Origin of the sequence: Devosia sp. Root635 (assembly GCF_001427605.1) — a bacterium.
Taxonomy (GTDB): domain Bacteria; phylum Pseudomonadota; class Alphaproteobacteria; order Rhizobiales; family Devosiaceae; genus Devosia.
This window is the reverse complement of record NZ_LMGZ01000009.1, coordinates 48,404-74,288: the sequence shown is the minus strand read 5'-3', so window position 1 is coordinate 74,288 and position 25,885 is coordinate 48,404. Positions and strand designations below refer to the sequence as shown.

The following is a 25,885-nucleotide window of genomic DNA, read 5'->3' as shown; positions in this document are numbered from 1 at the left end:
TGGATCAATCTATCTGAGGACGGATGGAACGAGATTCTGGTCCAGAATCTCGGAGAAATCAGGGGCGATGCCGAGCATGGGCGCGACGCGCTGCACGATGCGGCCGGTCACCATGCCGGCATTCCAGCCGGCGGTGGTGCCCGATTGCGCATTTTCCAGCTTGGGCTCGTCCACCATGATGATCATGGCGTAGCGCGGATTATCGAGCGGGAAGGCCGAGCCGAAGAAGTTGGTGACCTTGTTGGACGAATAGCGGCCATCGACCACCTTTTCGGCCGTGCCGGTCTTGCCGCCGACGCGATAGCCCAGGGCTTCCTTGTTCATCTGCGAGCCGGAGCCTTCGAGCGCATTGAGCCGCATCAGATAGCGGATCTCCGCACTCGTCTCGGGCTTCAGCACGCGACGGTACAGCGCCTCGGCCTCGGCAAGGTCGCGCTTGTAGAGGGTCGGGGCGATATAGTTGCCGCCGTTGACGAAGGCGGCATAGGCCGTGACCATGTGCAGCGGCGACACCGACAGGCCATGGCCGAACGAGGCCGTGGCGGCGCCGACATCCGAAAACTCCTTGGGCACGGTCGGCAGCCGCATTTCCGGCAGCTCGAACGGCACGCGTTGGTCGAACCCCACCGTGCTGAGGAACGCGCGGAACGCATCCTTGCCCATGGCCTGCATGACGCGGATCGTGCCGATATTGGAGGAGTATTTATAGACTTCCGGCAGGCTCAAAATGCGGTGCTTGCCATGGAAGTCGTCGATGGTGAAGCGGCCGAAGCGAATGCCGAAACGCGCGTCGAACTGGTCATTGATGGTCACCGCGCCGCTATCCAGCGCCGCCGCCATGGTGACGGTCTTGAAAATCGAGCCGGGCTCGAAAATGCCCGCCGTGATGCGGTTGAAGCTGTCCTTGACCAAGGCGGTCGCCGGATCGTTGGGATCGAAATCGGGCAGCGAGGCCAGCGCGATGATTTCGCCGGTATGGATATCCATCATCACCCCGGCCGCGGCGATGGCCTGGTAGCGCGTCATGGCATCGACGAGTTGTTCGTGCATGACATGCTGCACACGCATGTCGACGCTGAGCTCGACCGGCGCCAGCGCATTGCCCCGCGCCAGGCCCAGATCCTGCAGCAGGGCGACGTTTTCGCCATCCATGTGGTTCTCGATGCCGGAAATGCCCTGATTGTCGATATTGGTCGACCCCAGGATGTGGCTGGCCTCGGTCATGCCGGGATAGAAGCGCTTGGATTCGGTGATGAAGTCGATGCCCGGAATGCCCAGGCGCATGACTTTTTCCTGGATGGCGGGGCTCAGCTCCCGCTCCACCCAGACGAAGCCCTTGTCGCCGGTCAGCCTGTTGCGCAGCCAGGCCTCGTCGAGTTCGGGCAGCACGGTGCGCAGCTTCCGCACGGCTTCCTCGACATCGATGATGCGGCGCGGTTCGGCAAACAGCGACGGCACGCGGATATCGACGGCCATTTCGAGCCCGTTACGGTCGAGAATAGGCGGCCGCGTCGCGGTGATGACATCGCGCGCCTGCCCTTCGATGGTGGAATCCTGCACCACCATGCCCAGTTGCACCAGCCGGCCCGCGACCAGACCGAAGCCCAGCACCAGCGCCAGCACCATCCAGCGGATGCGCGCCTGCGTGAGGTTGCCGCGCACCTTGCGGGCACCGTCGAGCGAGATGGTGGGGCCGAAATCTTCGGTGGCGATGGCCATTATTCAATCCCCTCCAGCTCGAGGATGGCGTCGATCGGGTCGACGCCCGCCGCCAGGGATTCGAACAGGGAGTCCATGGCCGCCGTATTGGGCTTGGCCGGGCGCATCGGCAGATCGGCAAAGGCGCCGAACTGCTCCTGCTTCACCGGCGCGAGGGCCAGGGCCATTTCATGGCGGCGAACGATCGGCTCGATATGGCCGGGCTGGCTCAGCACCGCCTCGTCGGCCTTGACCAGCGAGAGCTGGCCTTCCTGGCTGTCGATCTCGGCAATGAGGGCTGTGCGGATGCTGGCGGTGTTCTCGATGGAGAATTTGAGGGCATACACCCCGGCCAGCATCAGCGCGCTGGTGAAGATCAGGATGATGTTGAGGTTGCGGATCATGCAGCGCCCCGCACCTGGGGAACGCCGAGACCGTCGAAGCGCACTGGCCGCGCCGCGGCAGCCGAGCGCGTGGCGGCGCGCAGGATGGACGAGCGCGCGCGCGGATTGCGGCCGAGCTCGGCCTCGCCGGGTTTCTGCGCCTTGGCGACCTCGACCCAGCGCCGGTCTTCGCCCACCACCTGCGGCAGATGCCGGGACTGCGCCGGACCGCCCTTGTCGGGGTCGAAGAAGCGCTTGACGATGCGATCTTCCAGCGAGTGGAAGGTGACCACGGCCAACCGCCCGCCTTCGGTGAGCAGCCGTTCGGCAGCGAACAGGGCCTCCACCAGTTGCTCGAACTCGGCATTGACGGCGATGCGCAGGGCCTGGAACGAGCGGGTCGCCGGATGAGCATCGCCCGGCTTGCGGCCGATGGCCTTTTCGATGATGCGCGCCAGTTCCAGCGTCGTCTCGATCGGCGCGGTCTCCCGCGCCGCGACGATGAACTGGGCGATACGGCGTGACTTGCGTTCCTCGCCGAAGGCGTAAAGCAGGTTGGCCAGCGGCTCGGCATCGAGGGTGTTGACCAGGTCGGCGGCGCTTTCGCCCGCCCCGCTCATCCGCATGTCGAGCGGACCTTCGCGCATGAAGGAGAAGCCGCGCTCGGGCTGGTCGAGCTGCATGGAGGAGACGCCGATATCGAGCACCACGCCATGGATCGGACCATGCTCGGCGGCCAGGCTGTCGAGCTCGGAAAACGTGCCGGCGACGAAGATGAAACGGCCTTCGAATTCGGCCATCAGCGCATCGGCATAGGGTGTGACGGTGGGGTCGCGATCGATGGCGATGACCACGGCGCCGGCTTCGAGCAGGGCGCGCGAATAGCCACCTGCGCCGAACGTGCCATCGACGATACGCTTGCCGGCGAGCGGGGACAAAGCCGCAAGAACCTCGTCCAGCAGGACAGGAACGTGCGAGCCAGTATTCTGGCTGGTTTCGGGCACGGAACGCTTGCCCATAAAGGCCACTACTCCACTCCCGGCCTATCAAGCCGGTTCGTAAACTTCCCCGCACATTGCGTCACGACGCTTAAGATTCTGTTTCCCATTAGCGGTTTGGCGGCGGATTTGCGGGCTCCGGTGCAAAACCGCGGCATAAAATCGGCCGCTATTAATATTTGCATATTGCGGGACCGTCGGGTTCCGGCCATGAACATATGACGAGGGGAGCCCGCGCATTGCCCATTTCATCGAACGCCTTCGTACGCTCGACTGTCGCTCTGCTGGTGGTTGGCTTTCTGGCCCTGGCCGGCATTGTCGGCACCACCATCTGGCTGGTCGAGCGCACCCAGGTCTACTTCAACGAAGTGGTTGAGGCGCGTGACGCGCGCACGGTGACGGTGGACCTGCGCACGGCCCTGCAGGACGCCGAAACCGGGCAGCGCGGTTTCCTGCTGACGCAGGACGAGGCCTATCTCGAACCCTATGCGGCGGCGCTGCAAACGGTTGAGGCCCAGTTTTCGGAGTTGAAAACGGTGCTGGCGCCCTACCCCCAGGCCGCCGAACCGCTGGCCGCCTTGCGCACCGATATCGACTTCAAGCTGGCGGAAATGGAACACACCATCGAGCTGGCCCGGGCCGGGCGGATCGATGACGCGCTCGCCGTGGTCGATACCGACGGCGGCAAGGCGGCGATGGACCGCTCGCGCGTGTTTTTCGATGCGCTCATCAAGGCCGCCGACGATCGCCTCAGCACCGGCGTTGCCAGCCAGCGCGACGCCGCCACTGCCCTGCGCTGGGTGACCGTTATCGGCGCCTTCGTGATCTTCGCGGTGGTTGGCGGCTCTGCCTGGACCGTCATGGCCTATACCAGGGAACTGGCCAATGCCCGACACGCGGTCGACCAGGCCAATGCCGGCCTTGAGGAGCGCGTGCGCGAACGCACGTCCGAACTCGGCCGCGCCAACGAGGAAATCCAGCGCTTCGCCTATATCGTGACGCACGACCTGCGGGCGCCGCTGGTCAATATCATGGGCTTTACCAGCGAGCTGGAAACCAGCGTCGGCCAGCTCTCCGACTATATGAAGGACCGCCCCGAAAACGACGATCCGCAATTTGCCGAGGCCCGGCTGGCCGCGACCGAGGACTTGCCCGAAGCCATCACCTTTATCCGGGCCGCCACCCGCAAGATGGACAGCCTGATCAACGCCATCCTCAAGATTTCGCGCGAAGGCCGGCGTCAGCTCAAGGCCGAGGCGCTGAACCTGAGCGATATCATCGCGGCCACCGTAGCCAGCGTACAGCACCAGATCGGCGAAAGCGGCGGCGCGGCGACCGTCGATGTGCAAGTGCCCCGCATCACCTCGGACCGGCTGTCGCTGGAACAAATCCTGGGCAACCTGCTCGACAACGCCGTCAAATATCAGCAACCCGGCCGGCCGCTGAACATTGTAGTACGGGCTCGGCAGGCATCGGGTAACCGGATCGAAATCGAGATCGAGGATAACGGCCGCGGTATTGCCGCCTCCGACCACGAGCGCGTCTTCGAACTGTTCCGCCGCGCCGGCACCCAGACCCAGCCGGGCGAGGGCATCGGCCTCGCCCATGTGCGAACCATGGTTCGCAGCCTGGGCGGCGACATCACCCTGCGCTCCGAACCGGATGCAGGCACGACATTCATTATTACCCTGCCGCGCGACCTGCGCAGCTATCTAGGGAGCCAAGGCAAATGAGCAATGACGGCAAGCCCGTAACCATCATCATGATCGAGGACGACGAGGGGCATGCGCGCCTCATCGAGAAGAACATCCGCCGCGCCGGTGTCTCCAACGAGATCATTCCCTTTGCCAACGGCACCGATGCCCTGGCCTTCCTGATGGGCCCCGATGGCAGCGGCATAGTCAACAGGGGCAGGCAATTGCTGGTGCTGCTCGACCTCAATCTGCCCGACATGACGGGCGTCGACATCCTCGAAAAGGTCAAGGGCAACGAGCATACTCGCCGCTCGCCGGTGGTTGTTCTCACCACGACCGACGACCAGCGCGAAATCCAGCGCTGCTACGACCTCGGCGCCAACGTCTATATCACCAAGCCGGTGGACTATGATGGCTTCGCCAATGCCATCCGCCAGCTTGGCCTGTTCTTCTCGGTAATGCAGGTTCCGGAAGCCGACTGACATGCCCAACCGGACGCCACGCGTTCTTTATGTCGATGACGATGCCGGCCTTGCCCGACTGGTGCAGAAGGCGCTGGAGCGGCGCGGCTATTTTTTCGAGCATGCCAGCAATGGCGAGGATGGCCTGGCGCGCATCCGCCAGGGCGGCATCGATATCGTGGCCCTCGACCATTACCTGCCCGCCGGCACCGGGCTCGATGTGCTGGCGCAGATGGTCGGCATCCAGGATCCGCCGGCCGTGGTCTACGTGACGGGCACGGCAGAAACCGCCGTCGCCGTCGCCGCGCTCAAGGCCGGGGCAGCGGACTATGTGCTCAAGACCGTCGACAGCGACTTTCTCGAATTGCTCTGCACCGCCATCGGGCAGGCCGTGGAACTGCTGCGGTTGAGCCGGGCCAAGGTCCTGGCCGAGCGCGAAATGCGCGAGGCCCGCGAGCGCGCCGAAATGCTGCTGGGCGAAGTCAACCACCGAGTCGCCAACAGCCTGGCCATGGTCGCCGCCCTGGTCGGCCTGCAGGCCAATGCCGTCGACAATGAAGAGGCCAGGGGCGCCCTGGCCGAAACGCAGGTACGCATCCAGGCCATTGCCGGGGTCCACCGCCACCTCTACACGTCAGATGACGTGCGCTCGGTCCATATCGGGGACTATTTGCACAGCCTGGCCGCCGAGCTCGAAGCGACCATGCAGGCAGCCGGCAACGATTCCCGCATCCTGGTGAGTGTTGAAAACTTCGCCATCCCCACTGAGAAGGCGGCATCCATCGGCGTGGTCGTGACCGAACTGGTCACCAATGCCATCAAGTACGCCTATGCCGACCAGGCCCGCGGCGAAGTGCGCATCCTGATGTCGCGAGGCGAGGGTGAAACCATCGACCTCAGCGTCGAGGATGACGGCATCGGCTGGGACGGCACCGGCAAGCCGCAAGGCACCGGGCTCGGCAGCCGCATCGTCAAGGCGATGGCGCACAGTCTCGGCGCCAGGGTCGCCTATGGCAGCGCCGGCGGCGGCACCAAGGTCTCGCTTCGTTTCACCGCCTGATCCGCATCGATCATCTCGACCACGACGTCGCCGGCCTTGCGCCCCGCCTCGACATAGCGATGCGCCTCGGCGACATCGGCCAGCGGAAAGCGCCGGTCGGTCACCGCCCGCACGGCCCCGGTTTCCACCAGGCCGACAAGCACATCCATATCCTTGAGCTTGGCAGCCACCGGCCGTAACCCGGTCGTCGCCAGCCTGCCGGTCTTGCCCGGCTTTCGTTTCGTCAGCATGTGCCAGACGATAGCCAGGCTCGGCACCGTGGTCAGGTAGCGCCCGCCCGGCCTGAGCGCCGCCTTGCAGCGCCCGAAGCTCGATTTGCCCACCGCATCGAAGATCACGTCATAGGCATCGCGCGCCACAGTGAAATCCGTCCCGGTCCGGTCGATGACGCGATCCGCCCCCAAAGAGCGCATCAGATCGGTATGGCGGGCACTGCATACCGCCGTCACCTCCGCCCCGAAATACCTGGCCAGTTGCACCGCCACGACGCCGATGCTGCTCGCCGCGCCGTTGACCAGCACCCTGTCGCCCCGTTTCACCTCCGCCTCGTCGCGAATGAAGGGCATGGCGGTGAGAAAGCCATAGCTCAGGCCCGCGCCCTGCCCCGCATCGAGCCCGTCGGGCCGGCGAACGATCGCCTGGTCCTCCGCGAGGCATACATAGTCCGCCGCCCCGCCCAGGCCGGAGCCGACCGAGCCGAACACCGCATCGCCCACCGCAAACCGCCTGACCTTCGCGCCCACCGCCTCGACCACGCCACCGATATCGTCGCCCAGCACCAGGTTCTTCGGCCACACCAGCCCGGAGAAAAGCCGGACCATGAACGGATCCGCCTTGCGGAAGGCGCAGTCGGCCAGCGTAACGCTGAAGGCTTCCACCCGGACCAGCACCTCGTGCTCCCGCGGCGTCGGCCTGGGCACGTCGCGAATTTCGAGCACTTCGGGCTTGCCATAGCGGCTCTGCGTCACCTGTCTCATCGTCCATTCTCCCATGCGTTCCCGATAGCCGGCGAGGTCCGCTCGCGGCAGCTCTTGTCGTTGCGTCGTGAAACCCGATGGCGTCAGCCCTGCCCCTGGGCCGACCCTTCCCATGCAAATACCTGTTCGAGCGGCACCCCGAACGCCGCCGCGATGCGGAAGGCCACTTCCAGCGACGGCGAATATCGGCCCTGCTCGATGGCCACGATGGTCTGGCGCGTCACGCCCACCTTCTCGGCCAGGGCCGCCTGTGTCATTTCCCCGGCATGGAAACGCAAGGTCCGAATGCTATTGCTGATCGCCGGCTGTCCCTTGCCCATGGGGTCAGTTCGTCCGGTAGTAATAGAGGCGCGAAACCGCATCGGTGGCCCCGGCCAGCATCAGTGCGCCGAACAGCACATAGATGCCCAAGGCGAAATCGAGGCCGAAGGCCCAGAGGAATATCGCAGCAGCCCCGCCCGCCGAAGCGACAATGTAGGCATTGCGCATGGCCCGCGCGCCCACGGCATGATCGCGTTCGTCGGCCCGCTCATCCTTCAGCTCCTGCCCCTGCACGATGCTGACCAGAATGGTGAAGACGATCATCGCCACCATATTGAACACCACCGACGCCACTATGGCCCAGCCGAGCCGGCTCGCCACCTCAGGCACCGTGGCCCCGGGATCGCCAAGGGCGCCCATCAGCACCCATGCCGAAATCACCACCGCACTCAGCAGCATCACGCCTGCATTCATTTCCTTGAAGGTCACGGTCAGCTCCATCATTGCTGGGAGCACGAGTACGGGAAAGCCGACGTATTGTCAATTATTTCATACATAGTGTCGAAAAGACCCGACATTATATACTTGACGTACCAAGGACCGGGAGGGCATGATTCGTGGGACAGGCCGGCGCAGAAGTGCTCAAACCCCTACTGAAGGAAGCGGCGAAAATAATCCGTAGGCGCGATAGTGAGGAAGATAAGGACTGGAGCGGCGAGGTAGCTGCAAAGGAAGTGCTAGCTTTGTTCGCTCGCCAGCTTCTTCCGGACGTTGCCGAACAAATCGATCATCTCGCGCCCGAGGTCTGACATTTCACGGGCGTGATCGGTTAGTTGTTCGGGTGTGTATTTGTGTTCAATGTAACTGTATCCGCGGGCCATATCCGAAACGCCGAAGGCGAGCGTTCCGTCCAAGCGCATACCTTGGAATGTGCCGTGCGTAACGTGAACGCGAATGCGATGCAGCGGCTTAGCTTTGGTAACTTGAAGGGATAGCAGGTTGCGTTCATCCGCCAGCGTCGGCTCCCTTCCCATTCGGCTCTTGGCCTCTTCCGCCTTCTTGGAAAAAGAGACTGGGAAGCCATTACGAAGTTCGGCGCGATGCCGTGAGCGCAAAAGGATGATAAAAGCCTCTAGCGCGCCCTCTATGCCGCCCCAGTTGACCGCTATCATGCCGCAAGCAATGTAGGAGCGGTCGGCTTGCTCCTGGGACTCAAATCGTTGCGGAAACATGTCAGAACCTCAAAAAGACGACGACGAAAAGCAGCGGGACGAGATTTTGCGGCGCATGCTCAAGACACCGCCGAAGCCGCATGGCGCCCTCCCCAAGCGAAAGCCAGGGAAGGGCGGGCACATTGCGCCGGACGGTTCTACGGACACTCCGGGAGTGCCAGGAGGTTATTCGGCTCCACCCCATCACTCTGGGTCTTGAGGTATTTGCGACCGTTGCGTTTATGAACTTCGATCCAAACGGAGTTGTCGCCCTGGTCTACCGTCCAGAAGCGGTTTTCTTCATTCTCGATAAGTTGGATCAGAACATCGATAGATCGGTACCAGCCGCCGCCGCCAGGGCCACCCAGGCCCTGTAGGCGCCTATCGTGGTCGGCGTTGTCCGGCTTGTGACAGGTAACTTGGAATGTGGGTATATCGGCCATAATCGGCTCCAAAATGTGAGCCGGAAGGCGCTTGACGGTTTGCCCGAGTCAGTGGGACAAATGAGTGTCAACTGTTGCCAAGCCCTTCCGGCGGGGTTGCAGTCAAAAGGCGCAGGTCTAGACCACCTGCGCCTTCTCTTTTCCGCTGAGTCGGGTCTGTCTACCAAGTGCTAGTGACTTATCCACACTAGCGGTTCTGCTTTTGTTTCTTCCAAGCGCGCTTCAGGCGTTTGATCTTCTGCTTAGGCGAAACTGGCTTCACCAATCCGCCGATAGGTGAGGCGCTTGCCACGGATGGCAGCCAGCAGCAGGGCGTGGCGCTCGTTATCCTCAATGCCAACGGCCGAGCGGCGGTTGTAGCGGAAGTCAAACTCAGCCAGATAGCGGTGCAGATGCGCTTCGCCGCAATGCTGATAGGTGCCGCGCATGCCGCGCTTGAACACCGAGAACACGTTCTCAATGGTGTTGGTATGGACCTGACGACCATTCTCCCAACGGACCCATTCGTCCTTGGAGTGGTTGACCGAACGGTGGGTATCGAAGTCCTTGCCCGGCTGCTTATAGAACTGGGCCTGATCGGTGTAGAGCGCGGACTTGCGGTCAACGTTGCGGAACAGGACGTCCTTGACGGTCTGGATATTGGCCGTCTCGACGTGGAATGAACGGACTTCGCCGCCACGTTCCACCAGCGCCATGATGGTGCGCTTGTAGAAGCCGGGCTTTGGCTTGGTGGTGCGCGGGCCTTCGGCCTTGCGGCGCGGCGGCGGGGTCTGATCGTCCTTGGCACCCCAATAGGTTTCGTCGGCCTCGACCGTCTTTCCGGGGCCGCCCATCGGGCCGCGATCCTTGGGCGAAACGGCCATGGCTTCGCGGATGCGGTGTTCCATGAACCAAGCGGTCTTGTAGGTCACGCCAAGCATGCGGTGCATCTGGTGGGCAGAAATGCCCTTCTTGCTGGCGGCCATCAGATGCGTTGCAGCAACCCATTTGTGCAGCGGGATATGCGAGCGCTCAAACACGGTGCCAACGGTTACAGAGAAGGGCTTGCGGCATTCCTTGCACTTGTAGACGCCGGGGCGGGTGGACTTGCCAGCGAGCTTGGTGATCCGAGCCGCATCTACGTTGCCACAGTGAGGACAAACCGGACCGTGCGGCCACTGGATCGTCTCCAAGTGCTCGCGGGCGGCGTCGGCGTTCTGGTAGATCGGGTTCGCAAGGTCAAGCATCATCAGCTCCTACGGCTCATTTGTGCCATAAACGAGCGTGGTACGTCAAGTATATAATGTCGAAAAGACCCGACCTGGTATGCGGGCTCGACCACCCGAAATGGCGCCGCCGACCTCCATTTCTGGAGATCGGCGGCATATTTAACGCCAGTTGACCTATAAGCCGGGTTCTGTAGGGCCGCGTTGCCGCGACGTGGTGACCATTCATCTATGGCGGCTGTTACCAGCGCGCTCGTGCAACCAACCCGGATGATCTGGCCTCGAAACAGGCTGGGGCCGAAGCCCCGCGTCATCCCTATTTGGTCTTGCTCCCGGTGGGGTTTACCGTGCGGCTTCTGTTGCCAGACGCCCGGTGCGCTCTTACCGCACCCTTTCACCCTTGCTCTGCCGAAGCAAAGCGGTTTGCTTTCTGTGGCACTTTCCCTGGGGTCGCCCCCGCCGGCCGTTAGCCGGCACCGTGTTTCGATGGAGCCCGGACTTTCCTCCAGCAGCAGGTTACCCCACTGCCAGCGGTCACCCGGTCAACTGGCCGGCTGATGTAGAGAATTGGATGGCCCCGCGTCAAGCGCCCGCGGGATCGGCGGTCAGCAGCGGCGTCTGCCGCGGCTTGGTCAGCGCCTGGTAGGCGAGGTTGATCGCCTTCATCCGGGCCGTCGCCACGTCGATCAGATCCTCGGGCACGCCCTTGGCGATCAGCCGGTCGGGATGGTGCTCGGCCACCAGCGAGCGATAGACGCGGCGGATTTCATCCGGATCGGCATTGGGCGCCAGGCCCAGAACGGCATAGGGATCAACCCCCGCTTCCAGCCGCACATGCTGGCTGGCCATCTGCTCGAAGCGCATGTCGTCGAAGCCGAAGATGTCGCTGACATTCTTGAGGTAATCGAGTTCGGCCTCATGCACCATGCCGTCGGCCGTAGCGATGTAGAACAGGCTGTCGAGCACATGCTCGAGCGTATCGGGGCTGTCGGCGAAGAAGCGCGTGACCTTGCGGGCATAGGCGTCGTAGCCGGCGATATCCTGCTTGGCCAGGTTGAATACGCGGATGATCTGCTCCTCGTGCCCATGGGCGATTTCCACCGTGGCGCGGAAGGCGCGCTCCTCCGAAGCGGTCACCGCGCCATCCGCCACCGCCATCTTGGCGGCGAGGGCGATCAGCGCCAGGGTGAAGGCGGCGTCGCGCCCACCCGGCAGCCAGGTGTCTGGGTCGAGCGCATTGACCAGCGATCCCGCCAGGCCCGTGCGCTGGCCGAACGAGCCGACGAAGTCGCTCAATCTCTGCCACATGTCGATTTTCTCTTCAGGCTTGCGCATGCAATTGACTACCGGCTGCGCCTTTGTGAGGGAATCGAGCGCATCGCCTGCCCGATCAGGAGGCGCACGATAACGGCTGCTTGCCGGGAGGTCCATTGTCGGCGGCGCATGGCCGCCTTCCCTCAATCGGCGAAGAGTAAGAACGGCGCTTCTTCCCGCGCGATGACGCGGGCACGCGAGCGGTTCGGGCCCTGATCGAGAAAGAAGCCATCCGCGTCGTAAGTCGGCGCGAAATAGGCATTGCCCGCCTGGCGCTGCGCCAGGAAATCGGACAGTGGACCGGTTTCCCAGTCGTCCAGATCGGCGGCGGTGACATTGGCCGGCGGCCGCACGGCACCCGCCGGTGAGGCCGGCGTCAGTCCGGGCGGAATCACGACCGGATCCCGCACCAGCGCCACGGCCACCGGCTGCGGCCGCATCGATAGCGGCATCGGCACCGGGGCGATCTTCTGGGGTGGGATGGCTGCAACCTCGACCGGATCGACCTGCTCGGTCGGCGTGACGATCGGCGTGCGGCCCGGCGGCGTTGCTGCGACCTGGCTCGGCGCGGCGGGCGCCTCGGCACCGGTAATATAACTGGGCAGCGCGCGGCCCGACTGCAGGAAGGCATCGACCGCATCGGCCGTCTCGGCGGCCGGCGTCACCGCAGGTTTGACGACTGCGGGAATTGCGACGGGCTTGACGACCGGCGCCACCACGGCAACCTCGGTCGCGGGCGCGGCAACAGGCGCGGCAGGGCGCTGGCTCAGCGGCGCCGGTGTGGGCGCGACAGGCTCGATGACGGCCACCTGCGCCGGAGCAGGCGTAGCCGAATTGCCCGTGAACTGTGCCGACAGCAGGTCAGCCGTCGGAACGCCGACGACGAGAATGACACCGGCCCAGGCCAGGCCATTGGTGATGCGACGGTCGATGCTCATGGTCTTGACGTCCCGATTTGCTCCGCCCTCAGCGGGCGAAAGAGCCGGATTTTCGTGGCCATTTTGTGAAACGGCGCACGGTGCCAGCAATGAAACCCGCAAGCTGAACCGAAGCTGAATGACGCAATTTCAGCTCCCAGCCGCGCGGGCCGAGAGCCAATGGCACCAGATCATGGTGAACGCAAGGTTAAAATCAGGCGGCGTTAACAGCCTCCGCTTCGTGCCGCCGCCCCAATATCCGACCCAACGCCAGCGCCAGCGGCGAGCGGTTGTGGGTATAGATGTGAAATTCGGTCACGCCTTCATCCACCAGTTCCGTCACCTGCTCGGCGGCCACCGCTGCGGCCACCAGGGCATGGGTTTCGGGATCTTCGTCGAGCCCGTCGAAGCGCTCGGCCAGCCAGGCGGGAATGGCGGTGCCGCAGCGTGCCGCGAAACTGGCAATCTGCTTGAAGCTGTGGATCGGCTGGATACCCGGCACAATCGGCGCGGTGATGCCGGCGGCGCGAGCGCGTTCGAGATAGCGCAGGTAGTCCGGGTTGGAAAAGAACATCTGGGTGATGGCCCGGTCGGCCCCGGCATCGAGCTTGCGCTTGAGATTGTCGATCTCGCTGCGCCAGTCGGCGCTCTGCGGATGCTTTTCGGGATAAGCGGCGACGGAGATATCGAAATTGCCGATACGGCGCAGCCCGCCCACCAGATCGGCCGCGTTCTGGTAGCCCTCCGGATGCGGCACGAAAGGCTGGCCGACACCCTCGGGTGGATCGCCGCGCAAAGCCACGATGCGGTTGATGCCGGCCTGCTGATAGCCGCGCACCACGGCATCGACCTCATCGCGCGTCGCCCCGACGCAGGTCAGGTGCGCCGCGGCATCGACACCGGTCTCGGCTTTGATCCGGCGGACCATGCGCAGCGTCCGCTCGCGGGTGGAGCCGCCCGCGCCATAGGTGACCGAGACGAAACGCGGCTTCAGCGGAGCCAGCTTGTGCACCGTATCCCAGAATTTTTCCTCCATGACGTCGGTCTTGGGTGGGAAGAATTCAAAGGAGATTTGCAGCTCCGGCCGTTCGTGGGCGGTCTGGCGGCTGGCGCGAAGGTTGTCGTCGAGCATCGGTCTATCCGTTCAAGTCTTGTCGCTGAGGCGCCACAGGCAGACCGTCAGCCCACGTTCACTGCTCTCGCCGGGAAATTCGCGCACCGCCTCGACCTCGAGGCCGGCCGTCGCGGCCCAGCCGCTCATCTGCAACTGCGACAGGCCGAGCCGCCGATGGGCGTGCTCGCTGCGCAGGAATTCGAGATCGTGCGGGGCGAAATCGACGATGATCATTTCCCCGCCCGGCTTCAGCAGGCGTCTCGCCTGCGCCAGCATGCGGCCCGGATCGTCGAAATAATGCAGCACCTGGTGGATGACGATGACGTCGGCCGGCCCGGCGGCCAGATCGACATCGCCGATATCGCCCAGCCGCACCTGCGCATGGGTGATGCCTGCTGTCGCCAGCCGCGAGCGGGCCACGGCCAGCATTTCGCGACTCGAATCGATGCCGATGCCGCGCTTGTAGGAGCCGGCCAGCACTTCGAGCATGCGCCCCGTGCCGGTACCCAGGTCGATCAGCGTCTCCACATGCCGCCCGCCCAGCGCCGCCACGACGGCAGCTTCCACCGCCTCTTCGGGCACATGCAGCGTTTTGAGCAGGTCCCAGCTACCGGCAACCTTGGCGAAATATTCGCCCGCCCGCGCCTGCTGGTTCGCCCGCACGGCCTGCTGCCGCTCGACATCCCGCCGGCGCTCGGCATCACGATCGTCCACCCGCTCGATCAGCCATTCGGCCAAAGCCGCGCCATGCCCATCCTGCGCCAGCCCATAATAGGCCCAGGCGCCTTCGGCATTGCGCTCGATGAGCCCGGCATCGGCCAGGAGCTTCAGATGCCGCGACACCCGCGGCTGGCTCTGCTTGAGGATTTCGGTCAGGTCCTTGACCGAATGATCGCCATCGGCCAACAGCGCCAGCAGGCGCAGCCGGGTTCCCTCCCCCGCCGCCTTGAGTACGCTTACCAGTTCGTCCAGCTCGGCCATCTGCCCCTCACGAGATATAAAGATATCTTTATATCAAGACGAAGGGGAGGTCCAGAGGCTTCTGGCGTGCCAGGGCCAATTGATAGTCAGCCCTGCTGTGGGTATCGATCCAACTTGGCGGTCCACGACGGCATCAACACCCACCGGCGCTTCCCGCGGACTTGATCCGCGGGTCACTCTCAACTCGGCACAGGCGACGAGAGACCCTCGGGTCGAGCCCGAGGGAGGCGATTGTGGGTGGGAGAGATTGGGTTTCACCCGCGATAGGTGCCGAATCCTGAATGAGCAGGAAGACGGTGTCCCCTAAGCGCTCATCGCAGCACGTTCTTCGCTGACCGCACGTTTGCGAAAGGAGTGGGCGCGCCACAGCTCGAAGATGCCAATGGCTTCTTCCTTGTCGATGGCTTCGAAGCGGCTGACCACCATGGCCTTGTCGGCCTCGCTCGGCAGGTCGCGCCAGGGCAAGGTGGCGACGGTGGCCTCGAACAGGTCGGGCGACAGGCCGGCGGCCTTGAGAGCCACGGTGATCGCCACATAATCCTGGCTGGCCAGCCATTTGACGAAGACTTCCGGCGCCACATGCAGGATGACGGTCAGCGCGGCGGCGGCGTGATGGCCATAGCCGAAGCGGGCAAAGCGGGTCAGTGCCCGATCATCGAGCTGCTTGCGGTCGCTCAGCGCCTTGACCTGGTTATAGGCCACCTTCCACTCGGTGGCCGAGAACCCGGCGCGGTTGCGCAGGCGGTTGTAGACCACGGCATTGACCTTGCCGGCAGCCACCGGGTCGAGGCCACGGTCCACCTGGCCAAGCGTCTCCAGCACCTTGGAGGCCACCGAGTCGATTTCGCCACGCAGGCTCTTCCAGTCGATCTCGGGGCGGTTGCGCAGGTCGGCGGCGATTTCGGCGTCGCGCGTGGCGCGTTCCACCAGCTTTTCCAGGGTCGCCTTGTCGAATTCGGCATTGGAATTGCGCACCAGCCGCACCACGGACGATCGATCGCCATGCTCGACGATCGCCTCGCCCACCCGCTCCGGTACGCTGGCACGACCGGCGATGGCGAGGCGATGCTCCTCGCTCTGGCGGCCGATAATGTCGATCAGGTCGTCATCGCTGAGCACATTGGAGAATTCGAGCAGGGGCTTGGCCACCTCGATATCGTCATTGGCAAGCTTGACGACCACCGTGCCCGGCGCCCGCGCCAACGGCGCCAGCAGCTTGGCCACATGGGCGCGGGCCTCGACCTCCACCAGTTCGGCCAACTGGCACAGAACTTCGTCATACTGGGCAACCTGGTCGTCGTCGCAGCGATCCGACACATAACTGAACAACTGCGCCATGTTGCGGAACAACTGTTCGCGTTCCGAGTGGCTGTCGTCGTCCCCATTCAGGACACGGAAACTGGAAAACGCCCGCTGGCCTTCATCAAGCTCGTTCATTCGCCTGCTCTCCCGGCTTCTGCCGCAAATCTGGAGCCTGACGATGCGCAGGCACCTTCTTGCAGGCCCTGAAGGCCGGGGCGGGAATTTGATTCAAATTGTATCGAGGGGAGTGTTTAGCTTGGACGCATTCCATCCCTTCAATTTTCCACGATGTCATTCCGGCACAGGCGGGAACGACATCGTGCGATTTTGAAGGGATGATGGCGTCCCAATGGCTTACTTCAGGTCGAACCGGTCGGCGTTCATCACCTTGACCCAGGCGGAGACGAAGTCCCGGGCGAACTTCTCGCCGGCATCGGACTGGCCGTAGACTTCGGCCAGCGCCCGCAATTGCGAATGCGAGCCGAAGATCAGGTCGGCGCGGGTCGCCGTCCAGCGGAGTTCGCCACTCGCCCGGTCCCGGCCTTCATAGATGCCGGGGCCTTCAGCCGCCGGCTTCCACTGCGTGGCCATGTCCAGCAGGTTGACGAAGAAGTCGTTGCTGAGCACTTCCGGACGGTTGGTGAATACGCCATGCTCGGGCTCGCCGGCCCGCAATACGCGCAGCCCGCCAACCAGAACGGTCAGTTCCGGCGCCGTCAGCCCCAGCAACTGTGCCTTGTCGATCAGCCCCGCTTCGAGCGACAGGCGCTGCCGGCCGCGCGCATAGTTGCGGAAGCCATCGGCCGTCGGTTCGAGCGGCGCGAAGGAATCGCCGTCGGTCTGCTCCGCCAAGGCATCCATGCGGCCCGGCGTGAAGGGCACGGTGATATCGAGCCCGGCATCCTTGGCCGCCTTTTCGACGCCCGCGCTGCCGGCCAGCACGATCAGGTCGGCCAACGACACTTTCTTGCCGTCACCCTGGCCCGCATTGAACTCACCCTGGATGGCTTCGAGCTTACCCAGGATGTCGGCAAGCTGGGTCGGCTTGTTGACGTCCCAGTCCTTCTGCGGCGCCAGGCGGATACGCGCGCCATTGGCCCCGCCCCGCATGTCCGAAGCACGGTAGGTCGAGGCGGACGCCCAGGCGGTCGAGACGAGTTGGGCCACCGACAGTCCCGTGGCGAGGATTTTCGCCTTGAGCGCCGCCGCATCGGCCTCGTCGACCACCTGGTGGTCGAGCGCCGGGATCGGGTCCTGCCAGATCAGGTCCTCCGCCGGCACTTCCGGCCCGAGATAGCGGGCCTTGGGGCCCATGTCGCGATGGGTCAGCTTGAACCAGGCACGAGCGAAGGCGTCGGCGAAGAGGTCCGGATTCTCGAAGAAGCGGCGCGAGATTTTCTCATATTCCGGATCGACCCGCAGCGCGATATCCGAGGTCAGCATGGTCGGCGCATGGCGCTTGGACGGGTCATGCGCATCGGGAATGGAATTGGCGCCCATGCCATGCTTGGGCGTCCACTGATGCGCGCCCGCCGGGCTCTTGGTCAGCTCCCACTCATAGCCGAGCAGGTTCCAGAAGAAGTTGTTGCTCCATTTGGTCGGCGTCGAGGTCCAGGTGACTTCGAGCCCGCTGCCGATCGTGTCGCCACCCTTGCCGGTGCCGAACGTGTTTTCCCAGCCCAGGCCCTGCGCCTCGATGCCGGCCGCTTCCGGCTCGGCCCCGACATTGGCCGCGTCGCCCGCGCCATGCGTCTTGCCGAAGGTATGGCCACCGGCGATCAGCGCTACGGTTTCCTCGTCATTCATCGCCATGCGGGCAAAGGTGTCGCGGATGTCGCGGGCCGAAGCCAGCGGGTCCGGATTGCCGTTCGGTCCTTCGGGATTGACGTAGATCAGGCCCATCTGCACCGCCGCCAACGGATCGTCGAGGTCGCGGTCGCCGGTATAACGCTCGTCGGCCAGCCACTCGCCTTCCTTGCCCCAGTAGATATCGAGCTCCGGCTCCCAGGTATCGACGCGACCGCCGGCAAAGCCGAAGGTCTTGAAGCCCATGGATTCGAGCGCGACATTGCCGGTGAGGATCATCAGGTCGGCCCAGGAAATGGCCGAGCCGTATTTCTGCTTGAGCGGCCACAGCAGGCGCCGCGCCTTGTCCAGATTGACATTGTCCGGCCACGAATTGAGCGGCGCGAACCGCTGCTGGCCGCCACCCCCGCCGCCACGGCCATCGGCCACGCGATAGGTGCCGGCGCTGTGCCAGGCCATGCGCACGAAAAGCGGGCCGTAATGCCCGAAATCGGCCGGCCACCAATCCTGCGAATCCGTCATCAGCGCCCGCAGGTCGGCCTTGAGCGCATCGAGGTCGAGCGCATTGAACGCGGCAGCATAGTCGAAGGCTTCGCCCATCGGGTTGGACAGGGTCGAATGCTGGTGCAGCACCGAAAGATCGAGCTGGTTGGGCCACCAGTCGCGGTTGCTGCGACCCGCCGATTTACCGTGATCCACCGGGCACTTGCCGGCCGAGGCGGCGGCTTGCGGATCGGGGGAAATCTTGTCGTCCATGGAGGGCTCCTGTTGCTGCTGCCCGCCTTATAGGGGGGTGACAACCATTAGGCCAATCGATAATTCTTCCCTATTCGATAGGAAAAAATTATCGTGAACATATCCCTCAAGCAGATGCGGTATGCCCTTGCCGTCTCCCGCACTGGCCATTTCGGGCGGGCGGCGGAAGCCTGTGCGGTGTCCCAGCCCGCCCTGTCGCAGCAAATCCTGGCGCTGGAGGCCCTGTGCGGCACCCCGCTATTCGACCGCCTGCGCAGCGGCATCCGCCTCACCCCGTTCGGCCGGGAATTTGTCGGCCTGGCCGCCGGGGTCATCGAGCGCGCCGAAACCCTCGATGCCTTTGTGCTCGGCCATGCCGGCCAGCCCGACCGGCCCCTCCGCTTCGGGCTGATACCCACGGTCGCACCCTATCTGCTGCCCGAGATTTTCCCGGCGCTCACAGCCGGCCTACCCGGCCTCGATTTCACCATCAGCGAAAACCGCACCGACGCGCTGATCGCCGGGCTGGGCGATGGCAGCCTCGACGTGGTGCTGATCGGCACCGAGGCGCCTGCCGGCGGCCCCAGGCTGGTCAGCCGCCCGCTATTCGACGATCCCTTCGTGCTGGCCACCAGCAGCATCGAGCCCACCGCCGCGCCGGTCTCGCTGGCGAGCCTCGCCCCCGAGCGCATCCTGCTGCTCGACGAGGGCCACTGCTTTCGCGACCAGACCATCGCCGCCTGCCGGCTCGACAGCGATCCCGCCGGCCGCACCTTTGCCGCCACCTCGCTGTCGACCATTGTCGAATTCGTCGCCAACGGCCAGGGCGTGACGCTGCTGCCCGCCATCGCCCTGCGCAAGGAGGCCACCGATCCGCGCATCGCCATCCACGACCTGGTCTCCCCCGGCGCCGGCCGGCGCCTGTCGCTGGTCTGGCGCGAGGCGACCCCATTCGGCAAGACCTTCGAAAAGATCGCCGAAGTGATCAAAGGGACGCGGCCAGCTACCGCGACTTAGGCTGCGCCCGGCGCCGGAAACTGTCATAGCTGAACACCATCAGCGACACCCAGATCAGCGCGAAGCTCAACAGGCGCAGCCCGTTGAGGTGCTCGCCAAACAGGAAGATCGCCACCAGGAACTGGATCGACGGCGCGATATACTGGAACATGCCGATCGTGGTCAGCCGCAGCCGGCGCACCGCAAAGGCGAACAGCAGCAACGGAATCGCCGTCGCCGGCCCGGTTAGCACCATCAGCGTCATGAGGTAGGGATCGGCATGAACGCCGGGGCCGGTGGCGATGACCGTATAGAGGATGAAGCCCAAGGCCGCCGGGGTCAGCATCACCGTTTCGGCAAACAGGCCCGTCGCCGGCCCGAGATGGGCCGTCTTGCGGAAATAACCGTAAAACCCGAAGGACAGCGCCAGCCCCAGCGCAATGAACGGCACGCTGCCCAGCCCCACCGCCTGGATGCCGATGGCCACCACGGCGATCAGGATGGAAATGGTCTGCAGCCGGTTCTGCCGCTCGCCGAGCAGGATCATGCCCATCAGCACATTGACCAGCGGATTGATGAAATAGCCGAAGCTGGCTTCCAGCACCTGCCCGGTTTCCACCGCCCACACATAGAGCAGCCAGTTGCCTGCGAGCAAAACGGCGGAAAGCAGCGTGCCAAGCACGCGCTTCCTGTCGGCAAACAGCGTGCGTACCTCCCCGAAGCCGCCCGAGAATGCCAGGATGCCCGCCAGCAGCACCAGCGACCACACCGTGCGCTCGGCCACGATCAGCACCGAGCCGGCAGCCTCGACCGCGCGGAACAGCAGCGGCAGGAAGCCCCACAGCGTATAGGCGGCCAAAGCCGCCAGTACACCGTTGCGACCATCGCTTGCAGCCGGCTGGGACGGAGCGGACACCTCGGCCGGCACAATGGCCTCCGGTGCGGATTCTGGAAGGGACATAGAAAAACTCCGCATCCCGGACGGGATGCCTGAAAGTCTCCTGATACCAGTCCGGCTCCGATCCGGCCAATCAGACTTTGTGATCCCGCCACCTTGCAAAGCTGATGGGTGCCGCCAACCTTTTCCCCATCGGGGCGTTGATTGAGCAGCGTCGCGTCCGGCGCCCCACGACCAGACCAGCAGGAGCTCACACATGAAAAAGACCGTCACCTGGGTTTTGATCGCCGATGGCGCACAGGCGCGCATCCTCGAAAACACCGGTCCGGGCAAAGGGCTCAAGCAGGTGGAAGGGCTTGATTGGGCCATCGATCCGCTCTCGGCGCAGGAGATCGTGACCGACCGCCCCGGCAGCCGGAGCGGCGGCGGCAGTTTCGGCGGCGGCATGGAACCCCGCACCGACCCGGTGGAACACCGCGAAACCGAATTCGTGAAGTCGGTCGCCGCCACGCTCGACCGCAAGCAGCAGCAGGGCGCCTTCGACCGCCTCGTCATCGCCGCCGCCCCCATCGCCCTGGGCGACATCCGCAAGGCCATCACCCCCGCGGTGAAGAAAACCGTCGTGGCCGAACTGAGCAAGGACCTGACCAACACCCCCACGGCGCAACTCGACCAGCACCTGGACGGCATCCTCGCGACCTGACGGGAAATATGTAGCAATTCCAAAGCACTGAACACAGAAGCCGATTCAACCTTCCAATGCGTTGAATCGGCTTCTCAATGTCTTGAATCAGTTTGTGAAGGGGAACCCGCCTGCCTCGATGGGGCCTGTTGCCATCAAGGCTGCCCCATCGTCATCACCCGGCCTGTCCGGGTGATCCATCTTCCCTCCCTATTCGTCATCCTCATCATCGCCACCCTCGGTGGCGTCGAGAAATTCCAACAGCATGGAATTGACCAGCTCCGGCCGCTCGATGCTGGGAATATGCGCCACCCCCTCCAGCACCGCGGCAAAAGCATTCGGCATTTCTTCCGACAGGTGCTCATGCCGGTCGATGATAGCGGTGAAGTCCTCGTCGCCCACCAGCAGCAAGGCCGGCGCACCAACCTCACTGACACGCGGCCAGGCGGCGGGCGGACGCTCCTCCTGCGTCAGCTCCGGCTTGCACAGCGCGATGGCGTTCATGTCGAGAAACAGCTCACGCACGGCCCCTCCAACCCGGCCACTCTGTGCCCGTGGCCCGTCGAGCCATTCATGCGCCTGCACAAGGTTGAGCATGTCGCGGTCGCCACGCTCCCACGCATCCTCCTCGGCGGCCTCGATCATCTGCTCGGCCTGTGTCGCGCTCCACGGCGCCCCGGTAACCGAGGTGCCGATCAGCACCAGCCCGATCACCCGCCCCGGATGGCGCAGCGCGAAATCCAGCGCCAGCCCCCCGCCCATCGAGCAGCCGACAAACACCGCCGCATGAATATCGAACGAAGCGAGCACCGCCTCGAGGTCATCGACATGGCTGAATGCTTCGTCCGGGCTCTCGGACTCGCCATAGCCGCGCCGGTCATAAGCGATGGCGTGCCACCCCTCCTCGGCGACCATCCGCATCTGGCTCTGCCACATGCGCTTGTCGCAGACCCCGGCATGGAGGAACACCACCGGCAGGCCTTCGCCGAGCTGCCGGCCCGCCAGCACGGCCCCGCCGACAGCGACCGAAAACGCCTCGCCAATCACGTGCAATTCTCCGTCTCGGTGGCGTCGCTCTCCGACGGGCGCCGCTCTTATTGCTCGACCAACACGCAGAATTCGAAATCTTCGCCGCGCGCCCAGCAGCCCGGCCTGCCGTCAACAGCGCGGAAGTCGCGCAGTTCCTCGGGCATCTGCCCAGGCCGCGCATCGGCCTCGATCAGAAAGGCCGAACCAGTGCCGCCCTCGGTCAGCGTGAAGGCAAAGGTCTTGCCGTCAGGAAGCGCAAAAGTCAGCCCGCCGCCATCCAGCGCCACGTCGCAATCGAACGTATCGTAGCCGGTCACCATACACTGCCCCGGCGCCGCCGCCGCCAGCGTCACCATCGCACCAACAGCAGCGGCCACGACCGCGGCCGCCCAAATCATCCGTTTCAAGTCTTGCCCCCAGAGCAATCAGCCAACGTATCGCCGTGACGCTACCTTTAGCGCGGGATTGCCGGGGTGTCGCGCGGTTTTGCCACATAAGGCAAATGAGTTGATGGCTACAACAATTCCTGTGCGACCACTCGGAGGCGCTCAGTAACGTCCAACACACCGTCGATAGCCCAGTGATCTTCCTGCAAGCGCAATATCCAACCATTCACGTGTGGGGAGAAACGCGTGATGGGTTCGATCACAGCGTGAGGCATGATCATCGCCCTCTCGACTTCGTAGTTTTCCTTCAGCAGAAGAACCGCCAAATAGTCGAAGCCTTTTTCTGGCAGTCGACGTAGCGCTCCGAGTTGACGTGATCTACTGCTGGTCCGCGTCGTTCTTCTGCACTTGATCTGATATCGCTGACCCAACGCGTCTATTGCGTCGAATGCGGCATTCGAATTGGAAACAAGTGCCCAATCCATCGCCTTGGCGAATAGGTGTTCGGCATAGTCGCCGGTAGGATTGTTCGCACTTCTGAGAATCTGCCGACCTCGCAGCTCACCCGCAATTTCCGCGTGCAACTGCAGGAGCTCGGCAGTTCTCAATGTTGCAAGATCTGCCACTACCTTGTCAGCGGCTTATACGTCGCCCGCTTCGGGTTCACCGCATCCGCGCCCAGCCGCCTGATCTTGTCCTGCTCGTAATCCGCGAAATTCCCCTCGAACCATTCGACGTGACTATCCCCCTCAAACGCCAGCATATGCGTTGCCAGCCGGTCGAGGAACATGCGGTCGTGGCTGATGATCACGGCGCAGCCGGCGAATTCCTCCAGCGCTTCTTCGAGCGCCGCGAGGGTTTCGGTGTCGAGGTCGTTGGTCGGTTCGTCGAGCAGCAGCACATTGGCGCCACTCTTGAGCATCTTGGCCAGGTGGACGCGGTTGCGCTGCCCGCCCGAGAGATTGCCCACCTTCTGCTGCTGGTCGCCGCCCTTGAAGTTGAACGAGGACGTATAGGCGCGCGAATTCACCTCGCGCTTGCCCAGCATCAGCACTTCGTCGCCTTCCGAGATTTCTTCCCACACGGTCTTGTTGGGGTTGAGGCTGTCGCGGCTCTGGTCGACATAGCCCAGATGCACATTCTCGGCCACGGTCACCGTGCCGGCATCGGGCTTTTCCTGGCCCGTCAGCATCTTGAACAGCGTGGTCTTGCCGGCGCCGTTCGGCCCGATAATGCCGACAATGCCGCCCGGCGGCAGCTTGAAGGTCAGGTTGTCGATCAAGAGGCGCTCGCCGAACGATTTGCTGAGCCCGTCGATGTCGATGACATTGTGGCCCAGCCGCTCGCCGGCCGGGATGATGATCTGCGCGGTGCCCGACATGGTCCGCGCTTCGTTGAGCTTGACCAGATCGTCATAGGCCTTGATGCGGGCCTTGGATTTGGACTGGCGCGCCTGCGGGCTCTGGCCCATCCATTCGCGTTCGCGTTCCAGCACCTTGGCGCGGGCCGCATCCTCGCTCTTTTCCTGCGCGAAGCGCTTGGCCTTGGCGCCGAGATAGGCCGAATAATTGCCCTCATAGGCAACGCCGCGACCCCGGTCGAGCTCGAGAATCCAGCCGGTGACATTGTCGAGGAAATAGCGGTCATGGGTGATGATCAGCACCGCGCCTTCGAATTCGCGCAGGTGGCGTTCGAGCCATGCCGTGGTTTCGGCGTCGAGATGGTTGGTCGGCTCGTCCAGCAGCAGCAGGTCGGGCTTGCTCAGCAGCAGCGCACACAAAGCCACGCGGCGGCGCTCGCCACCCGACAGCTTAGTGACATCGGCATCGCCGGGCGGGCAGCCCAAAGCCTCCATGGCCACTTCCACCTGCGACTCCAGGTCCCACAGATTCTCGGCGTCGATCTTGTCCTGCAGCGCGGTGGCTTCGTCGGCGGTCTCGTCCGAATAGTCCATCATCAGCTCGTTGTAGCGATCGACGATGGCCTTCTTTTCCTTGACCCCGGTCATGACGTTGCCGAGCACGTTCAGCGCCGGGTCGAGCTCCGGCTCCTGCGCCAGATACCCCACCTTGGCGCCCTTGTCGGCCCAGGCTTCGCCCTGGAATTCGGTATCGATGCCGGCCATGATCTTGAGCAGAGTCGACTTGCCCGAGCCATTGGGGCCCAGCACGCCGATCTTGGCATCGGGGTAGAAGCTGAGATGGATATTATCCAGCACCTTCTTGCCGCCGGCATAGGCTTTGGACATTCCGTGCATGTGGTAGATGAACTGGCGAGCCATAGGCTTGCTGACCTCTTCGGGGTTTTCGGTGATTGGCCGCCTATGTAGGGGAACCGGGGCTATCAGGCAACTGCGGCATGCCGGTGCGGCGTCTGGAAATCGCTTTTCCCCGCATGCTAGGCTCGGCGCGCCTCCTCCGTCCTCCGGTGCCCGTCATGACCCATATTTTCCCCCGCCGCGGCCGCTCGCTGGCATCAGGACAGCGTTCCGAGCTGACCGTCATCGCCACTGACGGCAAGGCCGAGGTGATTTTCACCGCCACCGAGGTCATCGAGGCGCCCAACTGGTCCGCCGATGGGCAGTGGCTGGTGTTCAACGCCGGCGGGCGGCTCTATCGCATCGCCCCGAGCGGAGGCACGCCGGGGCCCATCGATACCGGCGCTCTCGCCAATCTCAACAATGACCATGTCCTGTCGCCTGACGGGAGCACCATCTATGTCAGTTCCGACGACGGCCATCTCTATGCACTGCCCTTTGCCGGCGGCACGCCGCGCCGCGTTTCCAACACCCACGACACACCGTTCCACTATTACCTGCATGGCATCTCGCCCGATGGCGCCACGCTGACCTATGTCGCGGTGGAGCAGCGCGGTGACGAACGGCAGGCCAATATCTTCACCATCCCGTCGGCCGGCGGCCCGGACACCAGGCTCACCGACCTCTCCATGCCCAATGACGGCCCGGAATATTCTCCCGATGGCCGCTGGATTTACTTCAACTCCGAACTGGCCGCGAGCCGGCCCGGCCATGCGCAGATATTCCGCATGAACGCCGTCGACGGCAGCGACCTCGAACAGCTCACCTTCGACAGCCAGGTGAACTGGTTCCCTCATCTATCGCCCGATGGCCGGCTGGTGGCCTTTCTCAGCTTTCCGCCGGGCACGCTCGGCCATCCCGCCGACAAGCATGTACTGTTGCGCCTCATGTCGCCCGAAGGCGAAAATCCGCGCGTACTGGCCAGCTTCTTCGGCGGCCAGGGCACCATCAATGTCAATTCCTGGGCGCCCGACAGCCGGCGGCTGGCCTACGTGGCCTATCCGCGGGGCTAGGCAG

The 25,885-nt window shown here is 64.0% G+C and carries 26 protein-coding genes and 1 other RNA gene; 6 read left to right on the top strand and 21 right to left on the bottom strand.

Going from position 1 to position 25,885, the window contains the following annotated elements:
* Nucleotides 1-9 precede the first annotated feature (9 nt).
* Genes ASD80_RS05970 through rsmH form a run of 3 tightly spaced genes read right to left on the bottom strand, consistent with a single transcriptional unit; the run spans nt 10 to nt 3,100 of the window.
* Entirely contained in the window at nt 10-1,719 is a 1,710-nt protein-coding gene (locus ASD80_RS05970; RefSeq protein WP_056230350.1) for a peptidoglycan D,D-transpeptidase FtsI family protein, read from the bottom strand.
* On the bottom strand, nt 1,719-2,102 hold the full coding sequence (locus ASD80_RS05965; protein ID WP_056230347.1) for a hypothetical protein: 384 nt from the start codon (nt 2,100-2,102) through the stop codon (nt 1,719-1,721). The genes ASD80_RS05970 and ASD80_RS05965 overlap by 1 nt, the downstream gene beginning before the upstream one ends.
* A complete protein-coding gene (gene rsmH, locus ASD80_RS05960; protein WP_056230344.1) occupies nt 2,099-3,100 on the bottom strand; it encodes a 16S rRNA (cytosine(1402)-N(4))-methyltransferase RsmH in 1,002 nt (333 codons plus the stop codon). Before rsmH ends, ASD80_RS05965 begins: the two co-directional genes overlap by 4 nt.
* 218 nt (nt 3,101-3,318) lie before the next feature.
* On the opposite strand from rsmH, the gene ASD80_RS05955 reads away from it, so the two are divergent.
* From ASD80_RS05955 to ASD80_RS05945, 3 genes are read left to right on the top strand one after another with little or no spacing between them, the layout of a single operon-like run.
* On the top strand, nt 3,319-4,812 hold the full coding sequence (locus tag ASD80_RS05955; protein ID WP_244488947.1) for a sensor histidine kinase: 1,494 nt from the start codon (nt 3,319-3,321) through the stop codon (nt 4,810-4,812).
* Nucleotides 4,809-5,255, top strand: a complete 447-nt coding sequence (locus tag ASD80_RS05950) for a response regulator (protein WP_056230338.1) — start codon at nt 4,809-4,811, stop codon at nt 5,253-5,255. The genes ASD80_RS05955 and ASD80_RS05950 overlap by 4 nt, the downstream gene beginning before the upstream one ends.
* A 1-nt stretch (nt 5,256) precedes the next feature.
* Nucleotides 5,257-6,294 carry a histidine kinase dimerization/phosphoacceptor domain -containing protein gene (locus ASD80_RS05945; protein WP_056230336.1) on the top strand — a complete coding sequence of 346 codons (1,038 nt, stop codon included), beginning with the start codon at nt 5,257-5,259 and terminating at the stop codon, nt 6,292-6,294.
* Here ASD80_RS05945 and ASD80_RS05940 read toward each other — a convergent pair.
* The 13 genes from ASD80_RS05940 to katG all read right to left on the bottom strand — a co-directional run bounded on the left by ASD80_RS05940 (nt 6,243) and on the right by katG (nt 18,581).
* A complete protein-coding gene (locus tag ASD80_RS05940; RefSeq protein ID WP_056230334.1) occupies nt 6,243-7,271 on the bottom strand; it encodes an NAD(P)-dependent alcohol dehydrogenase in 1,029 nt (342 codons plus the stop codon). The two genes, ASD80_RS05945 and ASD80_RS05940, sit on opposite strands and share 52 nt — an antisense overlap.
* A gap of 83 nt (nt 7,272-7,354) precedes the next feature.
* Entirely contained in the window at nt 7,355-7,591 is a 237-nt protein-coding gene (locus ASD80_RS05935) for a helix-turn-helix transcriptional regulator (RefSeq protein WP_056230330.1), read from the bottom strand.
* 4 nt (nt 7,592-7,595) lie between these two features.
* Entirely contained in the window at nt 7,596-8,021 is a 426-nt protein-coding gene (locus ASD80_RS05930; RefSeq protein ID WP_156460351.1) for a hypothetical protein, read from the bottom strand.
* A 248-nt stretch (nt 8,022-8,269) separates the two neighbouring features.
* Nucleotides 8,270-8,764: a hypothetical protein gene (locus ASD80_RS05925; protein WP_056230325.1), complete on the bottom strand. Its 495-nt coding sequence runs from the start codon at nt 8,762-8,764 to the stop codon at nt 8,270-8,272.
* Between the two features lie 137 nt (nt 8,765-8,901).
* A complete protein-coding gene (locus ASD80_RS18440) occupies nt 8,902-9,186 on the bottom strand; it encodes a DUF3892 domain-containing protein (protein WP_082555090.1) in 285 nt (94 codons plus the stop codon).
* Nucleotides 9,187-9,428: 242 nt separating this feature from the next.
* Nucleotides 9,429-10,412, bottom strand: a complete 984-nt coding sequence (locus ASD80_RS05915; protein WP_056230379.1) for an IS1595 family transposase — start codon at nt 10,410-10,412, stop codon at nt 9,429-9,431.
* Nucleotides 10,413-10,555: 143 nt separating this feature from the next.
* Nucleotides 10,556-10,941, bottom strand: an RNA gene (gene rnpB, locus ASD80_RS06030) — RNase P RNA component class A.
* Nucleotides 10,942-10,973: 32 nt separating this feature from the next.
* Complete coding sequence (locus ASD80_RS05910) at nt 10,974-11,726, bottom strand: TerB family tellurite resistance protein (protein WP_244488946.1); 753 nt, start codon at nt 11,724-11,726, stop codon at nt 10,974-10,976.
* 122 nt (nt 11,727-11,848) lie between these two features.
* Nucleotides 11,849-12,643, bottom strand: coding sequence for a hypothetical protein (locus ASD80_RS05905; protein WP_056230319.1), 795 nt, complete (start codon nt 12,641-12,643; stop codon nt 11,849-11,851).
* 193 nt (nt 12,644-12,836) lie between these two features.
* Nucleotides 12,837-13,754 carry a methylenetetrahydrofolate reductase [NAD(P)H] gene (metF, locus tag ASD80_RS05900; protein ID WP_056230318.1) on the bottom strand — a complete coding sequence of 306 codons (918 nt, stop codon included), beginning with the start codon at nt 13,752-13,754 and terminating at the stop codon, nt 12,837-12,839.
* A 12-nt stretch (nt 13,755-13,766) separates the two neighbouring features.
* Nucleotides 13,767-14,717: an ArsR/SmtB family transcription factor gene (locus ASD80_RS05895; protein WP_056230315.1), complete on the bottom strand. Its 951-nt coding sequence runs from the start codon at nt 14,715-14,717 to the stop codon at nt 13,767-13,769.
* Between the two features lie 303 nt (nt 14,718-15,020).
* Nucleotides 15,021-16,154, bottom strand: coding sequence for a DUF2336 domain-containing protein (locus ASD80_RS05890; RefSeq protein ID WP_056230312.1), 1,134 nt, complete (start codon nt 16,152-16,154; stop codon nt 15,021-15,023).
* A 219-nt stretch (nt 16,155-16,373) separates the two neighbouring features.
* Nucleotides 16,374-18,581, bottom strand: a complete 2,208-nt coding sequence (katG, locus tag ASD80_RS05885; RefSeq protein WP_056230309.1) for a catalase/peroxidase HPI — start codon at nt 18,579-18,581, stop codon at nt 16,374-16,376.
* 93 nt (nt 18,582-18,674) lie between these two features.
* On the opposite strand from katG, the gene ASD80_RS05880 reads away from it, so the two are divergent.
* Nucleotides 18,675-19,577 carry a hydrogen peroxide-inducible genes activator gene (locus ASD80_RS05880; RefSeq protein ID WP_056230306.1) on the top strand — a complete coding sequence of 301 codons (903 nt, stop codon included), beginning with the start codon at nt 18,675-18,677 and terminating at the stop codon, nt 19,575-19,577.
* On the opposite strand, the gene rarD is transcribed toward ASD80_RS05880, so the two are convergent.
* Nucleotides 19,564-20,517, bottom strand: a complete 954-nt coding sequence (rarD, locus tag ASD80_RS05875) for an EamA family transporter RarD (RefSeq protein ID WP_056230302.1) — start codon at nt 20,515-20,517, stop codon at nt 19,564-19,566. The two genes, ASD80_RS05880 and rarD, sit on opposite strands and share 14 nt — an antisense overlap.
* Before the next feature lie 193 nt (nt 20,518-20,710).
* On the opposite strand from rarD, the gene ASD80_RS05870 reads away from it, so the two are divergent.
* The gene (locus tag ASD80_RS05870) at nt 20,711-21,157 is read left to right on the top strand and encodes a host attachment protein (protein ID WP_056230299.1); all 447 of its coding nucleotides are present in this window, start codon (nt 20,711-20,713) and stop codon (nt 21,155-21,157) included.
* A gap of 189 nt (nt 21,158-21,346) precedes the next feature.
* Here the strand turns inward: ASD80_RS05870 and ASD80_RS05865 are convergent, their stop codons facing one another.
* The 4 genes from ASD80_RS05865 to ettA form a co-directional block, all read right to left on the bottom strand.
* Nucleotides 21,347-22,183 carry an alpha/beta fold hydrolase gene (locus ASD80_RS05865; RefSeq protein ID WP_056230296.1) on the bottom strand — a complete coding sequence of 279 codons (837 nt, stop codon included), beginning with the start codon at nt 22,181-22,183 and terminating at the stop codon, nt 21,347-21,349.
* A gap of 47 nt (nt 22,184-22,230) precedes the next feature.
* Nucleotides 22,231-22,572, bottom strand: a complete 342-nt coding sequence (locus tag ASD80_RS05860; RefSeq protein WP_156460349.1) for a hypothetical protein — start codon at nt 22,570-22,572, stop codon at nt 22,231-22,233.
* Nucleotides 22,573-22,679: 107 nt separating this feature from the next.
* Complete coding sequence (locus ASD80_RS05855; protein ID WP_056230292.1) at nt 22,680-23,177, bottom strand: hypothetical protein; 498 nt, start codon at nt 23,175-23,177, stop codon at nt 22,680-22,682.
* Complete coding sequence (ettA, locus tag ASD80_RS05850; RefSeq protein WP_056230289.1) at nt 23,177-24,832, bottom strand: energy-dependent translational throttle protein EttA; 1,656 nt, start codon at nt 24,830-24,832, stop codon at nt 23,177-23,179. The genes ASD80_RS05855 and ettA overlap by 1 nt, the downstream gene beginning before the upstream one ends.
* A gap of 155 nt (nt 24,833-24,987) precedes the next feature.
* Between ettA and ASD80_RS05845 the strand changes: the two genes are divergently transcribed.
* Nucleotides 24,988-25,881 (top strand): TolB family protein, encoded by an 894-nt coding sequence (locus ASD80_RS05845; protein ID WP_056230376.1) that lies wholly within the window; start codon nt 24,988-24,990, stop codon nt 25,879-25,881.
* Nucleotides 25,882-25,885: the final 4 nt, after the last annotated feature.